General features: G+C 74.2%; 15 protein-coding genes and 1 rRNA gene. 13 read left to right on the top strand and 3 right to left on the bottom strand.

The window, feature by feature from the left end; translation table 11 throughout:
• The 3 genes from rrf to ACN6LD_RS39560 all read left to right on the top strand — a co-directional run.
• A 5S ribosomal RNA gene (gene rrf / locus ACN6LD_RS39570) occupies positions 1-91 on the top strand; the annotation flags it as partial.
• Between the two features lie 188 nt (positions 92-279).
• The gene (locus ACN6LD_RS39565) at positions 280-1,509 is read left to right on the top strand and encodes a hypothetical protein (RefSeq protein ID WP_445045667.1); all 1,230 of its coding nucleotides are present in this window, start codon (positions 280-282) and stop codon (positions 1,507-1,509) included.
• Positions 1,446-2,255 (top strand): tetratricopeptide repeat protein, encoded by an 810-nt coding sequence (locus tag ACN6LD_RS39560; RefSeq protein WP_319190147.1) that lies wholly within the window; start codon positions 1,446-1,448, stop codon positions 2,253-2,255. The genes ACN6LD_RS39565 and ACN6LD_RS39560 overlap by 64 nt, the downstream gene beginning before the upstream one ends.
• Before the next feature lie 83 nt (positions 2,256-2,338).
• On the opposite strand, the gene ACN6LD_RS39555 is transcribed toward ACN6LD_RS39560, so the two are convergent.
• Positions 2,339-3,622 (bottom strand): DUF1015 domain-containing protein, encoded by a 1,284-nt coding sequence (locus ACN6LD_RS39555; RefSeq protein ID WP_319190104.1) that lies wholly within the window; start codon positions 3,620-3,622, stop codon positions 2,339-2,341.
• A gap of 73 nt (positions 3,623-3,695) precedes the next feature.
• Here ACN6LD_RS39555 and ACN6LD_RS39550 point away from each other — a divergent pair, with 73 nt between their 5' ends.
• Genes ACN6LD_RS39550 through ACN6LD_RS39535 form a run of 4 tightly spaced genes read left to right on the top strand, consistent with a single transcriptional unit; the run spans position 3,696 to position 7,801 of the window.
• Positions 3,696-4,724: an HAD hydrolase-like protein gene (locus tag ACN6LD_RS39550; RefSeq protein WP_319190105.1), complete on the top strand. Its 1,029-nt coding sequence runs from the start codon at positions 3,696-3,698 to the stop codon at positions 4,722-4,724.
• Positions 4,725-4,767: 43 nt separating this feature from the next.
• Positions 4,768-5,814 carry a FecCD family ABC transporter permease gene (locus ACN6LD_RS39545; protein WP_319190107.1) on the top strand — a complete coding sequence of 349 codons (1,047 nt, stop codon included), beginning with the start codon at positions 4,768-4,770 and terminating at the stop codon, positions 5,812-5,814.
• A 35-nt stretch (positions 5,815-5,849) separates the two neighbouring features.
• Positions 5,850-6,899, top strand: a complete 1,050-nt coding sequence (locus ACN6LD_RS39540; protein WP_445045666.1) for a FecCD family ABC transporter permease — start codon at positions 5,850-5,852, stop codon at positions 6,897-6,899.
• Positions 6,896-7,801: an ABC transporter ATP-binding protein gene (locus ACN6LD_RS39535; protein ID WP_445045665.1), complete on the top strand. Its 906-nt coding sequence runs from the start codon at positions 6,896-6,898 to the stop codon at positions 7,799-7,801. Before ACN6LD_RS39540 ends, ACN6LD_RS39535 begins: the two co-directional genes overlap by 4 nt.
• On the opposite strand, the gene ACN6LD_RS39530 is transcribed toward ACN6LD_RS39535, so the two are convergent.
• Positions 7,785-8,132, bottom strand: a complete 348-nt coding sequence (locus ACN6LD_RS39530; protein WP_319190111.1) for an SCP2 sterol-binding domain-containing protein — start codon at positions 8,130-8,132, stop codon at positions 7,785-7,787. The genes ACN6LD_RS39535 and ACN6LD_RS39530 overlap by 17 nt on opposite strands.
• A 42-nt stretch (positions 8,133-8,174) precedes the next feature.
• Here ACN6LD_RS39530 and ACN6LD_RS39525 point away from each other — a divergent pair, with 42 nt between their 5' ends.
• The 5 genes from ACN6LD_RS39525 to ACN6LD_RS39505 all read left to right on the top strand — a co-directional run bounded on the left by ACN6LD_RS39525 (position 8,175) and on the right by ACN6LD_RS39505 (position 13,543).
• The gene (locus ACN6LD_RS39525; protein ID WP_445045664.1) at positions 8,175-8,480 is read left to right on the top strand and encodes a hypothetical protein; all 306 of its coding nucleotides are present in this window, start codon (positions 8,175-8,177) and stop codon (positions 8,478-8,480) included.
• A gap of 58 nt (positions 8,481-8,538) precedes the next feature.
• Positions 8,539-9,354 carry a TlyA family RNA methyltransferase gene (locus tag ACN6LD_RS39520; protein ID WP_319190113.1) on the top strand — a complete coding sequence of 272 codons (816 nt, stop codon included), beginning with the start codon at positions 8,539-8,541 and terminating at the stop codon, positions 9,352-9,354.
• Entirely contained in the window at positions 9,351-10,256 is a 906-nt protein-coding gene (locus ACN6LD_RS39515; RefSeq protein WP_057579867.1) for an NAD kinase, read from the top strand. Before ACN6LD_RS39520 ends, ACN6LD_RS39515 begins: the two co-directional genes overlap by 4 nt.
• 164 nt (positions 10,257-10,420) lie before the next feature.
• The gene (recN, locus tag ACN6LD_RS39510) at positions 10,421-12,139 is read left to right on the top strand and encodes a DNA repair protein RecN (RefSeq protein ID WP_319190151.1); all 1,719 of its coding nucleotides are present in this window, start codon (positions 10,421-10,423) and stop codon (positions 12,137-12,139) included.
• Positions 12,140-12,415: 276 nt separating this feature from the next.
• Positions 12,416-13,543: a glycosyltransferase family 4 protein gene (locus ACN6LD_RS39505; protein ID WP_319190115.1), complete on the top strand. Its 1,128-nt coding sequence runs from the start codon at positions 12,416-12,418 to the stop codon at positions 13,541-13,543.
• Between the two features lie 19 nt (positions 13,544-13,562).
• Here ACN6LD_RS39505 and ACN6LD_RS39500 read toward each other — a convergent pair whose 3' ends face one another.
• The gene (locus tag ACN6LD_RS39500; RefSeq protein WP_319190117.1) at positions 13,563-15,206 is read right to left on the bottom strand and encodes a PucR family transcriptional regulator; all 1,644 of its coding nucleotides are present in this window, start codon (positions 15,204-15,206) and stop codon (positions 13,563-13,565) included.
• A 236-nt stretch (positions 15,207-15,442) separates the two neighbouring features.
• Between ACN6LD_RS39500 and ACN6LD_RS39495 the strand changes: the two genes are divergently transcribed.
• Positions 15,443-16,209, top strand: a 767-nt coding sequence (locus ACN6LD_RS39495) for an LLM class F420-dependent oxidoreductase (RefSeq protein WP_445045663.1), incomplete at its 3' end; no start/stop codon positions are given.

Raw genomic sequence — 16,209 nt, 5'->3', positions numbered from 1 at the left:
GCCCGGTTACATTCCGAACCCGGAAGCTAAGCCTCACAGCGCCGATGGTACTGCAGGGGGGACCCTGTGGGAGAGTAGGACACCGCCGAACAATCATTGGAAGGACCCCTGGTCCCAGCGTTCAGCTGGGACCAGGGGTCCTTTTGTTTTTACAATGTTTGCGGTACCGAAGACAGGAGTCACCGATGTCCACCAACTCTCCCGACGACCGACCGGAGCGCGACCAGCGGCGACGGGACAGTGGGGACCGCGGCGACCGCGGAGCCGACCGTGGTGAGCGTGGCGGTTTCCGCCGCGACAACGACCGGCGTGACAACGACCGCGGGAGCAACGGCCGTCGCGACGACCAGAGCTCCGCCAACCGTGGTGAGCGCGGTGGTTTCCGCCGGGACGACGACCGCCGCGGAGATCGCCGTGATGACAATCGCGGTGGTTTCCGTCGCGACGACAACCGTGGTGGCTTCGGCCGGCGTGACGACCGTCGGGACGACCGGCGTGAAGGTGATCGTGGGCCGCGTCGGGACGATCGTGGGGACCGTCCGACGTTCCGTCGCGACGACCGTGGTGACCGGCCCGCCCCGCGTCGTGACGACCGCGGCGGTGACCGTCCGGCTTTCCGCCGCGACGACCGCCGCGACGACCGACCCGCTTTCCGCCGCGACGACCGGCGGGAAGGCCCCCGCGAGGGCGATCGCGACCGTGGCGGCTTCCGCCGCGACAACGACCGTCGGGACGACAACCGTGGTGGCTTCCGTCGGGACGACAACCGGCCTGGCGGCGGGTTCGGTCGTCGGGACGACAGCGGTGGTGGTTTCCGTCGCGACGACAACCGTGGTGGCTTCGGCCGGCGTGACGACCGGCGTGAAGGTGATCGTGGGCCGCGTCGGGACGATCGTGGGGACCGTCCGACGTTCCGTCGCGACGACCGTGGTGACCGGCCCGCCCCGCGTCGTGACGACCGCGGCGGTGACCGTCCGGCTTTCCGCCGCGACGACCGGCGGGATGATCGCGGTGACCGTCCCTCGTTCCGTCGGGACGAGCGGCGTGACGACCGGCGCGATGACCGTGGTGACCGTCCCGCCTTCCGTCGGGACGAGCGGCGCGACGACCGTGGTGACCGTCCCGCCTTCCGACGGGACGACCGGCGTGACGACCGGCGGGATGATCGCGGTGACCGTCCCGCCTTCCGTCGGGACGAGCGGCGTGACGACCGGCGCGATGACCGTGGAGACCGTCCCGCCTTCCGTCGGGACGAGCGTCGCGATGACCGTCGGGATGACCGTGGTGGGGATCGTGGTGGGTTCCGTGGGCGGGACGACCGCGGCCCCCGTCGGGACGACCGTGGTGGGCGACCGGGTGGCGGTTTCCGCGGCCGGGACGACCGGCAGGGCGGCGGAAGCCGTTTCCGTGACGACCGGGACCGGGACCGGGAGCCGATCAAGCGGCTGCCGATTCCGGAGGACGTCACCGGCGAGGAGATCGACAAGGACGTCCGGCAGGAGCTGCTGAGCCTGCCCAAGACGCTTGCCGAAGACGTCGCGAAGAACCTGGTGATGGTCGCGCGGCTGATCGACGAGGACCCCGAGCGCGCCTACGCGTACTCCAAGATCGCCTTGCGTCTGGCGTCGCGGGTCGCCGCCGTGCGGGAGGCGGGCGGGTTCGCCGCGTACGCCAACCAGAAGTACAGCGAGGCGCTCGCCGAGTTCCGGGCCGCACGCCGGATGACCGGCAGTGCGGAGCTGTGGCCCGTCATGGCCGACTGCGAGCGTGGGCTCGGCAGGCCGGAGAAGGCCCTGGACATGGCCGGCGCCCCCGAGGTGAACAAGCTCGACAAGGCCGGACAGGTGGAGATGCGGCTCGTCGCGGCCGGGGCCCGGCGCGACATGGGGCAGCTGGACGCGGCCATCGTGACGCTGCAGAGCCCCGAGCTGGCCGCCGGCGCCGTCCAGCCGTGGACCGCGCGGCTGCGGTACGCATACGCCGACGCACTGCTCGCCGCCGGGCGTGAGGGCGAGGCGCGCGAGTGGTTCGCCAAGGCCGTTGAAGCGGACCGGGACGGCAGCACCGACGCGTCCGACCGGCTTGCCGAGCTGGACGGGGTGGACTTCGTCGACGCTCTCGACGAGAGCGAGAGCGAGAGCGAGGGCGAGAGTGACGCCGACGAGGGCGCCGTCGAGGCGCCGGCGAACGAGGCCCAGGACGAAGACGCGGCTGCGGAGAAGGCCGACCGCGGGGACGACCGTGACGAGGACTGACGTGCGCGCGCGTCGGTGAGGCGAAGAGGGGCGGGATCCGGGTCACCGGGTCCCGCCCCTTCGTGCGTTCGGGGCACGTCCTCTCAGATGTCCAGGGCGCGCAGGACCAGGCCCGAGGCCGGCTTGGGACCGAAGGACGTGGACTTGCGGGGCATCATGACGCCCTGCCGGGCGAGGTCGCGGACGACCTCCTCGCGGACGGGGTGGAGCAGGACCGCCGTGCCGCCGTCGCGTCGGGCCTTGCGGACCGTGGCCGCCGTGTCGTGGATGTAGGCGATGCGGGCCGGGTCGTCCTCGGGGACACGCCATATGTGCGCCAGGAGCGTGGCGTGCAGGACCGTCGCGTCCAGGGTGCGCCAGGCCTCGGGGCGGTCGGCCGGGACCGTGCGGTCGAGAAGGGCTGGGTCGGGGTGGTCGACGAGGTGGAAGGCGTCGTCGCCCGCCAGCAGGAAGGCGTTGCCCGCGGCCGTGGCGTCCGCGAGGGCGTCGAGGGCCTCCGGGAGGGAGACGTCCAGTCGGCGGACGCGGAAGCGGCCGTCGAGCGCGGAGAGGGCGTCGGCGACCGGCAGGCCGTGCAGGAGGCGGTGGATGGCGCGGACGCGCAAGGGGTAGCGGGCGGTGTCGACCAAGAGGACCAGACCCTGGTCCCAGGGGCTGGGCGAAGGGTGCTCCGCGCGGAGTCGCAGGTAGGTCGCCCAGCGGTGGTGGCCGTCGGCGATGAGGGCCTGGCGATGTGCGAGGTCCGCCTGGACGCGGGCTGTCTCGGCGGGGTCCGTGATCGCCCAGAGGCGGTGGCTGTAGCCGTCGTCCGTGGTGGTGGACAGCAGCGGGGGGCCTGCGGCCGTGCGGTCGACCGTCTCCGTCGCCGCGCCGCCGCCCCGGTACGTGAGCAGGAGCGGCTCGAGGTTCGCGTGCGTGGCGCGCATCAGCGCCGCGCGGTCCGCGACGACGTGCGGCATGACGTCCTCATGGGGGAGGACGGTCCCTTCCGACGGGTCCGAGAGGCGCAGGTTGCCGATGAGGCCGCGCTGGAGCATGCCGTCGGCGTGCCGCTGTTCGTAGACGTACAGGGAGGGCTCGGAGTCCGCCGTCAGGACGCCCTCGGCCAGCCAGCGTCGCAGGGTGCCGGCGGCCTGTCGGTTGCGGACTTCGGGGCTGGTGGCCTGGGGGAGGATCAGCCGGACGATGTTGTACGGGTCCGCGTCCTGGAGGTGGTGCAGGCCGTCGGGGCGTACCACGACGTCGTAGGGCGGGGAGGTGACGGCGGCGAGACTGCCGACCCGGTCGGGGTCGTAGCGCAGGCCTCGGAACGGGGTGAGTTCCAGGCCTCGGGGCGCCGTCGCTTCCGAGTGACCTGCTGAGTTCATCCCGGCATCGTACGTGTGTCGGTGGCATGCGGGATGATCGGGGGAAAGCGGAGCGAACGAGGAGCGATGCGGAATGAGCCGAAGCGTCAGGACGAGGCCCGAGGCCAGTGGGCAGGCCCTGAGCGAGGCGTACGACACGGCGCTGCTCGATCTCGACGGGGTGGTGTACGCGGGCGGCAACGCGATCGTGCACGCGGTCGAGTCGTTGGCCGCCGCGCGCGCGGGGGGCATGCGGCTCGCGTATGTCACCAACAACGCGCTGCGCACACCCGACGCGGTGGCCGGGCATCTCACGGAGCTGGGGATACCGACGGGCGCCGACGACGTCATCACGTCGGCGCAGGCGGTGGCGCGGCTGATCAGTGAGCAGGTGCCGGCGGGGGCGCGGGTGCTCGTGATCGGCGGGGAGGGCCTGCGGGTCGCGCTGCGGGAGCGCGGGCTCGTGCCCGTGGAGTCGGCGGACGACGAGCCGGCGGCCGTGGTGCAGGGCTTCGGCGGGCCCGATCTGGCGTGGGGGCGGTTCGCGGAGGCGTCGTACGCGGTCGCGCGCGGGGTGCCGTGGTTCGCGTCCAACACGGATCTGACGATTCCCAGCGGGAGGGGGATCGCGCCGGGCAACGGCGCGGCGGTCGAGGTGGTGCGGATCGCGACCGGTGCCGAGCCGCAGGTGGCGGGCAAGCCGCTGCCTCCCATGCACCGGGAGACGATCCTGCGGACGGGCGCCCGGCGGCCGTTGGTCGTCGGGGACCGGCTCGACACGGACATCGAGGGGGCGTTCAACGGCGAGGTCGACTCGTTGCTCGTCCTCACCGGGGTGACCGACGGGGCGCAGCTGCTGGCCGCGCCGCCGCAGCACCGGCCGACGTATGTCGACGCGGACCTGCGCGGGATGCTCACCGGGCAGCCGGAGGTCACTGCGGACGGCGAGGGTTTCCGCTGCGGCGGCTGGACGGCGGGTGCCGGCACCGAGAGGCTGGAGCTGTCGGGGGAGGGTGAGAACCTGGACGGGTTGCGGGCGTTGTGCGCGGCGGCCTGGGCGGCTGCGGGCGAGGGGGTCTGCGGGCTGGACGCCGGGAAGGCGCTGGCCCGGCTGGGGTTGTGACACCGGCTCCGAGCGCAATGAGAGGGTAGGCTAACCTAACCGGGTGTTGGTCGACAGTGTTCCCGAACAGCGTGCGCAGGCCGCCCTCGCGCCACCGGGCCGGCGGGCGGCGTCGCGGGCCGTGGGGCTCCTCGCCGCCCTGGTGCTCCTCTTGCTGGCGGCGGTGGCGAGCATCGCCGTCGGCGCCAAGGAGTTGTCCGTCGCGCAGGTCTGGCACGGGCTGTTCGCGGATTCGGGAACGTACGCGGACGTCGTCGTCGACGAGCGGTTGTCGCGGACCGTGGTGGGGCTGCTCGTGGGGGCCGCGCTCGGCCTGTCCGGGGCCGTGCTGCAGGCGCTGACGCGCAATCCGCTGGCCGACCCCGGGCTGCTCGGCATCAACGCGGGCGCGTCGGCGGCCGTCGTCACCGCCATCACCTTCTTCGGCGTCACGAGCCTCAGCGGCTATGTGTGGTTCGCGTTCTTCGGTGCGGCGGCGGTCGGTGCGCTGGTCTGGTTCCTCGGCGGCAGCCGCGGGGCCACGCCGGTGCGGCTCGCGCTCGCCGGCACCGCGATCAGCGCCGCGCTCTACGGATACCTCCAAGCCGTGATGATCATGGACGACGCGGCGCTCGCCCGGATGCGTTTCTGGACGGTGGGCTCGCTGTCGTCGGCGACCGAGGAGACCGTCCGGCAGGTGCTGCCCTTCCTGGTGGTGGGCATGCTCCTCGCGTTCGCGCTCGCCCGGCCGCTGAACGCCGTGGCCATGGGGGACGACACGGCGAGGGCGCTCGGCGCCGACCTCACCCGCACCCGGGCGCTGTCGATGCTCGCCGCGACCGTGCTGAGCGGAGCCGCGACCGCCGCCTGCGGGCCGATCGTGTTCGTCGGCCTGATGGTCCCGCACGTCGTCCGCTCGTTCACCGGCCCCGACCTGCGCTGGATCATGCCGTACGCGGCGGTCCTGTCGCCGGTGCTGCTGCTCGGCTCGGACGTCGTCGGCCGGGTCGTGGCCCGTCCGTCGGAGGTCCAGGTCGGCATCGTCACCGCGATCGTCGGCGGCCCGGTCTTCATCTTTCTCGTACGACGGCGGAGGACGGCCCAGCTGTGAAGACCGCGCACAAGCCCGAGCCCGCGCAGGAGCCCGTGCAGCAGATCTCCGGCGGCCGCCGCGCGGTGCGCGGCCCGGGCGGGCTGTCCGTCCGGCTGGACGTGCGGGCGCTCACCGTCGTCGTGCTGCTGGTGGTGGCCGCGCTCGCCGCGAGCGTGGTGCTGATCGGCACCGGGGACTTCCCCATCTCGTCGGGTGACGTCGTCCGGACTCTGCTCGGCGACGGCAACGCCGGACAGGAGTTCATCGTCAACGAACTGCGGTTGCCGCGGGTCCTCGTGGGACTGCTCGTCGGATCCTCGCTCGGGCTCGGCGGAGCCCTCTTCCAGGCCGTCTCGCGCAATCCGCTGGGCAGTCCGGACGTGCTGGGGCTCGGGCAGGGGGCGACGGCCGGCGCGCTCGTGATGATCGTGCTGTTCTCCGGGAGCGCCACCCAGGTGACCGTCGGCGCGCTGGCGGGCGGCCTGGTGACCGGGGCCCTCATCTACCTGCTGGCGTGGCGGCGGGGGGTGCACGGCTACCGGCTGGTGCTCGTCGGCATCGGTGTCTCGGCCGTCGCGACGGCGGTCAACGGCTATCTGATGACCAAGGCCGACTTCGTCGACGCGGCGCGCGCCGTCGTGTGGATGACGGGGACCCTCGACGGCCGCGACTGGAAGCAGGTGTGGCCGCTGCTCGCGCTGGCCTGCGTGCTCGTGCCGCTCGTCCTCGCCCACGCGCGCGGGCTGAGGATGACGGAGATGGGCGACGACGTCTCCCATGCGCTGGGGGTGCGGGTGGAGCGGGTGCGGCTGGTGGTGATGGTCGCCGCCGTGCTGCTCACCGCCGCCGCCACCGCGGCCGCGGGCCCCGTGAGCTTCGTGGCGCTCACCGCGCCGCAGCTCGCCCGGCGTCTGACCCGCTCGCCCGGGCCGAACCTCGTGCCGTCCCTGTGCATGGGCGCCGCGCTGCTGGTCACCGCCGACCTGGCCGCGCAACGGCTCTTCGGGGACGGCCGGCTGCCCGTGGGCGTGGTCACCGGCGTGCTGGGCGGCGTGTACCTGCTGTGGCTCCTCGTCACCGAGCGCAAGGCGGGCCGGATATGAACACCCCCGCCCGGGAGGGCCGTGGGCCGAACGACCGAAGGAGCACCGTGAACCGCCTGTCCGCCGAGAACGTCACCCTCGCCTACGACCAGCGGGTCATCGCCGAAGAGCTGTCGGTGGAGATACCGGACCACTCCTTCACGGTGATCGTCGGCCCGAACGCCTGCGGCAAGTCGACGCTGCTGCGGGCGCTTTCGCGGATGCTGAAGCCGCACCGGGGGCGGGTGCTGCTCGACGGGCAGGTCATCCAGTCGATGCCCGCGAAGAAGGTCGCGCGGACGCTGGGGCTGCTGCCGCAGTCGTCCGTCGCCCCCGACGGGATCACCGTCGCCGACCTCGTCGGGCGGGGCCGCTACCCGCACCAGGGAATCCTGCGCCAGTGGTCGGCCGAGGACGAGCGGGTCGTGCGCGAGTCCATGGCGCGGACCGGGGTCGGCGAGCTGGCCGAGCGGTACGTCGACGAGCTGTCCGGCGGTCAGCGCCAGCGGGTGTGGATCGCGATGGCCCTCGCCCAGCAGACCCCGCTGCTGCTGCTCGACGAGCCGACCACGTTTCTCGACATCCAGCACCAGATCGACGTCCTCGACCTGTGCGCCGAGCTGCACGAGGAGCACGGGCGCACGCTCGTGGCGGTGCTGCACGACCTCAACCACGCGGCCCGGTACGCCACCCACCTGATCGCGCTGAAGGGCGGCGAGGTCATCGCGCAGGGTGCGCCGGACGACATCGTCACGGCCGAGCTGGTGGAGGAGGTCTTCGGGCTGCGCTGCCAGGTCATCGACGATCCGGAGACCGGGACGCCGCTGGTGGTGCCGGCGGCGCGGAAGGCGCGGGCGCAGGTCGGCCGGGCGGTCGCGGCGGTCGCCGGACCGGCTTCGGCGGTCGCTACAGAAGCTTCCTGAGCTGGAACAGGTCACGCAGGCCGGCCTCGAGCCTGACCCGCCCGGAGCCCCACGCCTTGGCGAAGTTCAGCTCGCCGGCGACCAGCGCGACCAGGTCGTCGCCGGTCATCGTCAGCCGGATCTCGGCCTTCTCCCGGGGAGGACCCTGCAGGGTGTCGTGGACGGTGATCCGGCCGGCCGTCATCCGGCCGACGAACGTGACGTCCAGGTCGGTGATCCGGCAGCTCACCGAGCGGTCCAGGGCCGCGGCCGCCCTGACGTCCCCTTCGGCGCGGCTCATGTTGTCCGAGAGCTTCTCGAGTGCGGCGCGGCACTCCTCGATCGTGGCCATGGCGACCGACGGTACCCCAGACGTTCGAGGTAGCGTCTGGGCATGAGCGACACAGTGCCGCAGACGGGGACGGAGCCGCAGGCACGGACCGCGTCCGACGAGCGGGAGCCGGAGCCGGAGCACGACCCGGCCGCCCCGGCCCCGCTGGGCGTGCCGCGCACCCCCACCGGCCACGCCGAGGCGGACGCGCACCTGGAACGGCTGGCCGACGCCGACCGCCTCGCCACCGACGGACACCTCGAGGTGTACGAGGATGTACACCGGGGGCTGCGCGACGCGCTCACCGCGCTCGACGCCCGCCCGGGGCCCGCGGGTCCCGACGGTCGTCCGACCGTCACCCCTGGATGAGACCGGCCGGTCTCGCCCCCTGAATCGCCGTACGGACAACACAGGAGCTGAACCGAACGTGGCAGGAGTCGCACGTCGCCGTCTGGACGCGGAGCTGGTCCGCCGGGGGCTCGCGCGTTCGCGTGAGCACGCCGGGCAGCTGATCGCCGCCGGGCGGGTCACCGTCGGCAGGATCGTCGCGACCAAGCCGGCCACGCAGGTGGAGACGGCGGCCGCGATCGTCGTCTCCGTCGACGCCGACGACCCCGACTACGTGTCCCGCGGCGGCCACAAGCTGGCCGGCGCGCTGGAGGAGTTCGTGCCGCGCGGGCTCGTGGTGAAGGGGCGGCGGGCGCTGGACGCCGGAGCCTCGACCGGCGGGTTCACGGACGTGCTGCTGCGGGCGGGGGCCGCGCACGTGGTCGCCGTCGACGTCGGATACGGACAACTCGCCTGGTCTCTGCAGAGCGATGAACGCGTCACCGTCAAAGACCGTACGAACGTACGCGAGTTGACGCTTGAAGCGATCGATGGGGAGCCTGTGGATCTTGTCGTGGGGGACTTGTCCTTCATCCCGCTGGGGTTGGTGCTGCCCGCCCTGGCACGGTGCACCGGGCCGGGCGCGGACCTGGTGATGATGGTCAAGCCGCAGTTCGAGGTGGGGAAGGAACGGCTCGGCAGCGGGGGCGTCGTGCGCAGTCCGCAGCTGCGGGCCGAGGCCGTGCGGGGGGTCGCCGGGAAGGCGTGGGACCTGGGGCTCGGGGTGCAGGGAGTCACCGCCAGTCCGCTGCCCGGGCCGTCGGGCAATGTGGAGTATTTTCTGTGGCTTCGGGCCGGGGCTCCTGTCCTCGACCCGGCCGACGTCGACCGTGCAGTTGCGGAGGGGCCGCGGTGACTCTGAACCGAGCTCGTACTGTTTTCCTGCTCGCCCACACCGGGCGGCCGGCGGCCATCCGCAGTGCCGAGCTGGTCGTCAAGGGGCTGCTGCGCGAGGGCATCGGGGTGCGCGTCCTCGAGTACGAGGCCGCCGACCTGCCGCTGCCGGACGAGGTGGAGCTGGTCTCCGAGGCCACCCCGCAGTGTCTCGAGGGCTGCGAGCTGCTGATCGTGCTGGGCGGCGACGGCACGTTGCTGCGCGGCGCGGAGTTCGCGCGGGCCTCCGGGGTGCCGATGCTCGGCGTCAACCTCGGCTCCGTCGGCTTCCTCGCGGAGGCCGAGCGGGACGACCTGGACAAGGTCGTCGACCGGGTGGTGACGAAGTCGTACGAGGTCGAGGAGCGGATGACCGTCGACGTCATCGTGCACCGCAACGGCGACATCGTGCACACCGACTGGGCGCTGAACGAGGCGGCGGTGCAGAAGGCCGGCGCCGAGAAGCTGCTGGAGGTCGTGCTGGAGATCGACGGGCGGCCGGTCACCGGGTTCGGCTGCGACGGCATCGTCCTGTCGACCCCGACCGGCTCCACGGCGTACGCGTTCTCGGCCGGCGGTCCCGTGGTGTGGCCCGAGGTCGAGGCCCTGCTGATGGTGCCGATCAGCGCGCACGCGCTGTTCGCCAAGCCCCTGGTGACCTCGCCGAACTCGGTGCTGGCCGTGGAGTTGCTGCCGCACATCCCGCCGGGCGTCCTGTGGTGCGACGGGCGGCGGACCTTCGAGCTGCCTCCGGGCGCCCGGGTCGAGGTGCGGCGGGGCAGTGTGCCGGTGCGGCTGGCGCGACTGCACCACGCCTCCTTCACCGACCGTCTCGTGGCGAAGTTCGCGCTGCCGGTGTCCGGGTGGCGCGGGGCGCGGCACTGAAGGCGCCGCAGGTCCGAAGGGCCGGCGGAGCGGGCGACGGCTGCGGAGAGTGAGCGGCCGGTCGCGCGGATCGCGCGCCACCGGTCATCTCCACTCGCGCGGGTGACAGGGTGCCTCGCACTTCTGCCGCCGGACCTCGTAAGGTCGTCTCCGTGTTGGAGGAGATGCGGATACGGTCGCTCGGAGTCATCGACGACGCGGTCGTCGAGCTGTCGCCGGGGTTCACCGCGGTCACGGGCGAGACGGGCGCGGGCAAGACCATGGTCGTCACCAGCCTCGGGCTGCTGCTGGGCGGGCGTGCCGACCCCGCGCTCGTGCGGATCGGCGCGGAGAAGGCGGTGGTCGAGGGGCGGATCGCCCTGCCCGCCGGCTCCTCGGTGGTCGTCCGGGCCGAGGAGGCCGGGGCCGAGCTCGACGACGGGGCGCTGCTGATCAGCCGTACCGTTTCCGCCGAGGGGCGGTCGCGGGCGCACGTGGGCGGGCGGAGCGTGCCCATGGGCGTGCTCGCCGAGCTCGCGGACGAACTGGTGGCCGTGCACGGGCAGACGGACCAGCAGGGGCTGCTGAAGCAGTCCCGGCAGCGGCAGGCGCTCGACCGGTACGCGGGCGACGCGGTGACCGTGCCGCTCGCCAAGTACACGGAGGCCTACCGGCGGCTGCGGGCGGTGGCCGGCGAGCTCGAGGAGATCGTCACGCGCGCGCGTGAGCGGGCCCAGGAGGCCGACATGCTGCGCTTCGGGCTCGACGAGATCGCCGGCGTCGAGCCGCGCGCCGGCGAGGACGTGGAGCTCGCGGAGGAGGCCGAGCGGCTCGGGCACGCGGAGGCGCTGTCCTCGGCCGCCACGGCTGCCCACGCCGCTCTCGCCGCCGATCCCGAGGACCCCGAGGGCATCGACGCGGCCACCCTCGTCGCGGGCGCACAGCGGGCCCTGGAGGCCGTCAGGTCGCACGATCCGGCGCTGGCGGCGCTCGCCGACCGCATCGGGGAGATCGGGATCCTGCTGGGCGACGTGGCCGGGGAACTGGCCGGGTACGCCGACGACCTCGACGCCGATCCGCTGCGGCTGTCGGCCGTGGAGGAGCGGCGGGCCGCGCTCACCGGCCTCACCCGCAAGTACGGGCAGGACGTGAACTCCGTCCTCGCCTGGGCCGAGCAGAGCGCCTCCCGGCTCACCGAACTGGACGGCGACGACGAGCGGATCGACGAGCTGACCGCCGAGCGGGACGCCCTGCGGGCCGAACTGGGCGGGCTGGCGCAGGCGCTGACGGACGCGCGCACGGAGGCCGCCGGGCAGTTCGCCGCCGCGGTGACCGCCGAGCTGGCGTCGCTCGCGATGCCGCACGCGCGCGTGTCCTTCGCGATCCGGCAGACCGAGGACCCGGAGGGCGTCGAGGTCGGCGGCCGTCCGGTCGCCTACGGTCCGGCGGGCGTGGACGAGGTCGAGCTGCTGCTCGCCCCGCACCCCGGCGCGCCGCCGCGGCCCATCGCCAAGGGCGCGTCCGGCGGTGAGCTGTCCCGGGTGATGCTGGCTGTCGAGGTCGTGTTCGCGGGGACGGACCCGGTTCCGACGTATCTCTTCGACGAGGTCGACGCGGGCGTCGGCGGCAAGGCGGCCGTGGAGATCGGCCGGCGGCTGGCACGGCTCGCCAAGACGGCTCAGGTCGTCGTCGTCACCCACCTTCCGCAGGTCGCGGCCTTCGCCGACCGGCAGTTGCTGGTGGAGAAGACCAACGACGGCACGGTGACCCGGTCCGGGGTGAAAGTCCTCGAGGGCGAGGAGCGCATCCGCGAGCTGTCACGCATGCTCGCCGGCCAGGAGGACTCCGATACGGCCCGCGCCCACGCGGAGGAACTCCTCGCCACGGCCCGGGGGGACGGGTAGCGGCACCGGCGTCGAGGCCGTTCGAAGGGCGACCGGCGGGATCCGGTCGCCGTCCGGGTCGGCGGTGCGAACAAAGTTGCGGCCCTCTTCACCCGTGTGGGTGACAGGGAGGGGTCTGAGGCCCCTCGCCGTGGGGCTCCAGGGCACGGAACACCGGTGCGTGCTGGCATCCTTGGGCGTAGTACGTGGAGGAACGCAGGCAATCCACCCCCCGCCCGCGGTCCTTCGGTACGTTTCCCCGTGACCGTCCGACGCCGAACCAGGAGCCCCGGCCACGTGAGCAGCCCCTCACCGAACGGCCAGTCGTCGCTGCGCACCGTACAGGTGCTCGGCGGGGGCAACGCCGGCAGCAGCGCACACGTGCGCTCCCTGGCAGCGGGGCTCGTCGCGCGGGGCGTGCGGGTGACCGTGTGCGCCCCCGTCGAAGCCGATCACGCCCACGGGTTCACCGGCGTCGGCGCCGAACACGTGCACGTGCCCCGCAGCAGCGATCCGGGGTCCGTGGCGGCGCTCCGCGCGGCCTGCACAGGCGCCGACCTCGTGCACGCGCACGGACTGCACGCCTCCTTCCGCGCCGTCCTCGCGCTCAGCGGCCGCTCCACTCCCCTCGTCGTCACCTGGCACGACCGTGCGCACGCCGACGGCGCCCGCGCCCATCTGCTGCGGCTGCTGGAGCGCCGGGTCGCGAGGACGGCTGCGGTCGTCCTCGGCGCCACCTCCGACCTCGTCGACCGGGCCCGGCGCACAGGAGCCCGTGACGCGCGGCTCGCCGCGGTGGCGTTGCCCGGCCCCCGCAGGGACGAGGACCCGCAGGACCCCGAGCGGCCGGCCTCCAAGCTGAAGGCCGAACTGGGCGCCGTCGGACGCCCGTTGCTCATGGCGGTCGGCTCCCTGGACCGTCACCGCGGCTACGGCCTCCTGCTGGACGCCGCCCGCGCGTGGCGTCGGCTCGACTGCGCGCCCCTGGTCGTGATCGCGGGCGAGGGCCCGCAGCGGGCGGAGCTCCAGCGCCGCATCGAGGACGAGGAACTGCCGGTCCGGCTGCTCGGCCGACGGGAGGACGCGAGCGAACTGCTCGCCGCCGCCGACCTCGCACTCCTGCCCGGCGGCGGGGAGTCGCGGTCCGTCCTGGCGCAGGAGGCCCTGCACGCGCGCGTGCCGCTGGTCGCGGCGCTGTCCGGCGGCGTCCGCGAACTCGTCGGCGACGCGGCCGAACTGGTGCCCGCCGGCGACGCGGACGCCTTCTCCGCCGCCGTCGTACGCCTGCTCGACGATCCCGGACGGTGCGAGCGGCTGCGGGACCTGGGCACCCGGCAGACGGCCAACTGGCCCACCGAGGACGAGACCGTCGCCCAGGTCCTCAGCGTCTACGACGAGTTGACGCAGCCCCGGCCCATGATCTGACACCGGCCGCCCGCGGACCTCACGGCAGATGCCTGCGCGCCCGCAGGGCGAGGCTCAACGCCAGGACCGTCTGCGGGTCGTCCAGATCCGTGCCGAGCAGCTCGCCGATGCGGGCGAGGCGGTTGTAGAGCGTCTGCCGGTTCAGATGCAGTTCACGGGCCGTCTCCGCCTTCCGTCCGGCATGGGCCAGGTAAGTCTCCAGGGTCGGCAGCAGCGGAGGCTTGGAGCGGGTGTCGTGGTCACGGACCGGGCCGATCGCCCGGTCGACGAAGGCCGCGAGGTCCGGGTGGCCGCGCAACCGCCACAGCAGCAGGTCGATGTCCAGGCGGCGGGCGTCGTACCAGGGGCGGTCCGGCAGACCCTGAGCGGCCGTCGCCGTCTCCGCCGCGTGCCGCAGTCCCGCCGAGGCGGCCGCCCAACCGCCCGCCACCCCGACGACGACCACGGGCGGCTGCGCCCCCGGCCGCCTCATCCCGGCCCGTTCCACTCCCGCCCGAAGCGCCGCCGCGACCCGGTCCGCCACCGTCGGGCGCTCCTGCTCCGAGCGCAGGCCCAGCAGCACCGGCACCCGTCCCTCCACCGGCCGCACGCCCAGCAGCACCGGCACCCCGACCGACGCCAGTTCCTCGGCGACCGCCCGGGCCAGCACCGCCCAGCCCGCGCCCGGGGAGATCCCCTCGCCCAGCCGCATGACGACCGGGAGCAGCGGACCCGCGCCGGGCCGGAACCCGAGGACCCGCGCCTGCGCCGGAGCGTCCTGTGGGGCGATCCGGCCCTCGGCGAGGTCGGTCAGGAAGTCGCCCCGGCCGCGCGCGGCGAGCTCCTCCTCCTGGCGGGCCTGCATCAGCACCACGGCCAGGATCCCGGCCGCCCGGTCGGCGGCGATCCGGTGCACCGGTGCGAGAGGGGCGCGCACGGGCAGCAGCACGAGCCGGGCGCGTACCGAACCCGCCCCCGGACCGCCACCGGGCACGTCCACCAGCACCGAGCCCGCGGGCGGCGGCGCGTCCTTGTGCGGGCCGCGCAGCCCCTCCCACACCTGGAGCGGATCCGCTCCCTGCGGCCCCTCGCCGGCCGCGTACAGCAGCTGGCCGTCGGGTGTCTCCAGGAACACCGGGTTGCCGGCGAAGTCCGCCAGGATGCCCAGCACCTGCGGGATCCCGCCGCCGCCGAGCAGGGCCTCCGTGCAGCGCCGGTGCACCTCCTCGGCGCGTTGGAGCAGCGCGTGGTGGCCGTTGACGATCTCGGTGTGGATCTCCTCCGTGACCGTCACGAACGCCACCTCGCGGTGCAGTTGGACGAGGGGGAGGCCGGTGGCCCGCGCGGTCTCCACCAGGGCCGACGGCAGCCGGGTGAAGCGCGGGCCCAGCTCGATCACCAGGGCCGCGATGCCCCGTTCGGCCAGGGTGCGCACGAACGCCCGCTGCTCGGCCGGGCGGGTGCCGAGGCTGTAGCCGGTGGTCAGCAGCAGCTCGCCGCCCTTGAGCAGGGAGGCGATGTGCGGGACCTCGCCGGCGTGCACCCAGCGCACCGTGCGGCCGAGCCGGTCCCCGCCCGCGACGATCTCGGGGAGCCCGCTGCGCAGCCCGGGCAGCTCCAGCGCGCGCTGCACGGTGATGCCGGCACTGCGGCTGTCGAAACGGTGGTCCGTGCGGCTGTCCATGCAGCGGACGCTACCTGCGCGGACGCCCCGGCAACATCCGCGGGGCCCGCGCCGGACACCGGCGCCCGCACCGGCGACGTGCGCGCCGGACACCGGCGCCCGCACCGGCGACGTGCGCGCCTGTCGCCCGCCTGCATGGGCGCGCACCACCCGCCTCGCCGCGCACGCCCGCCTCGCCGACGGCCGCGGGGTGAGCTGGGCCGGTTGCACGGCCCGGGACCGGGTAGCGGCGGCCCATGGACTTCAGTGTGGTCGCCGTGGCACGTGAGGACGACAGCCCGATCGACGAGCCGCTGCGGGTGGCAGCGCTCGCCGACCGGCTCGGCTACCGGGAGGTGTGGGCCGGCGAAGGACCGACCTGGGACGCCTTCGTGCTGGCCGCTGCCCTCGGCCGGGTCACCGAACGGGCGGCGCTGACGGCGGGGCCGGTGGCGGTGTCCGTGCGTGACCCGTACAGCCTCGCCCGGGGCGCGGCTTCCGTCGCCGCCGTCACCGGCGGGCGGCCGGTCGGGGTGGCGCTCGGCACCTCCAGCAGGCGGGTGGTCGAGGGCGTCCACGGGCTGCCCCGCACCCGTCCCGCCGCCGTGCTCGAGGAGACCGCGCGGACCGTACAGGCCCTGCTGCTCGCCGAGCCCGGTGAGCCGGTGGTGGTCGGCAGCCCCTTCCGTCGGCGGCTCCCGCCGCCCGGCGGCCCGCTCACCGTGGCCGCGTTCGGCGACCGCGCGATCGCCACGGCCGCCGCGCACGCGGACCGGATGCTGCTGGACGTCGTCTCACCCGAGCAGGTGCGCGAGCTGCGCGGCAAGCTGGACGCGGCGGCCGAGCAGGCGGGCCGGCCGCGGCCCGCGCTCGCCGCCTGGCTGCCCGCGGCCGTCGACCCGGCGCCCGAGTCGCTCGCCCAGGTCCTCGGCGCCATCGCGGGCTATCTGACCGTGCCCGGGTACCGCGAGGTGTTCGCCGAGGCCGGCTTCGGCGCGGCCGTGGACCTCGCGGCGGTCGGCGC

The organism is Streptomyces sp. SAS_272, assembly GCF_052543235.1.
Note: the sequence above shows the minus strand (reverse complement) of the source record. Positions and strands in the feature narration are given on the sequence as shown.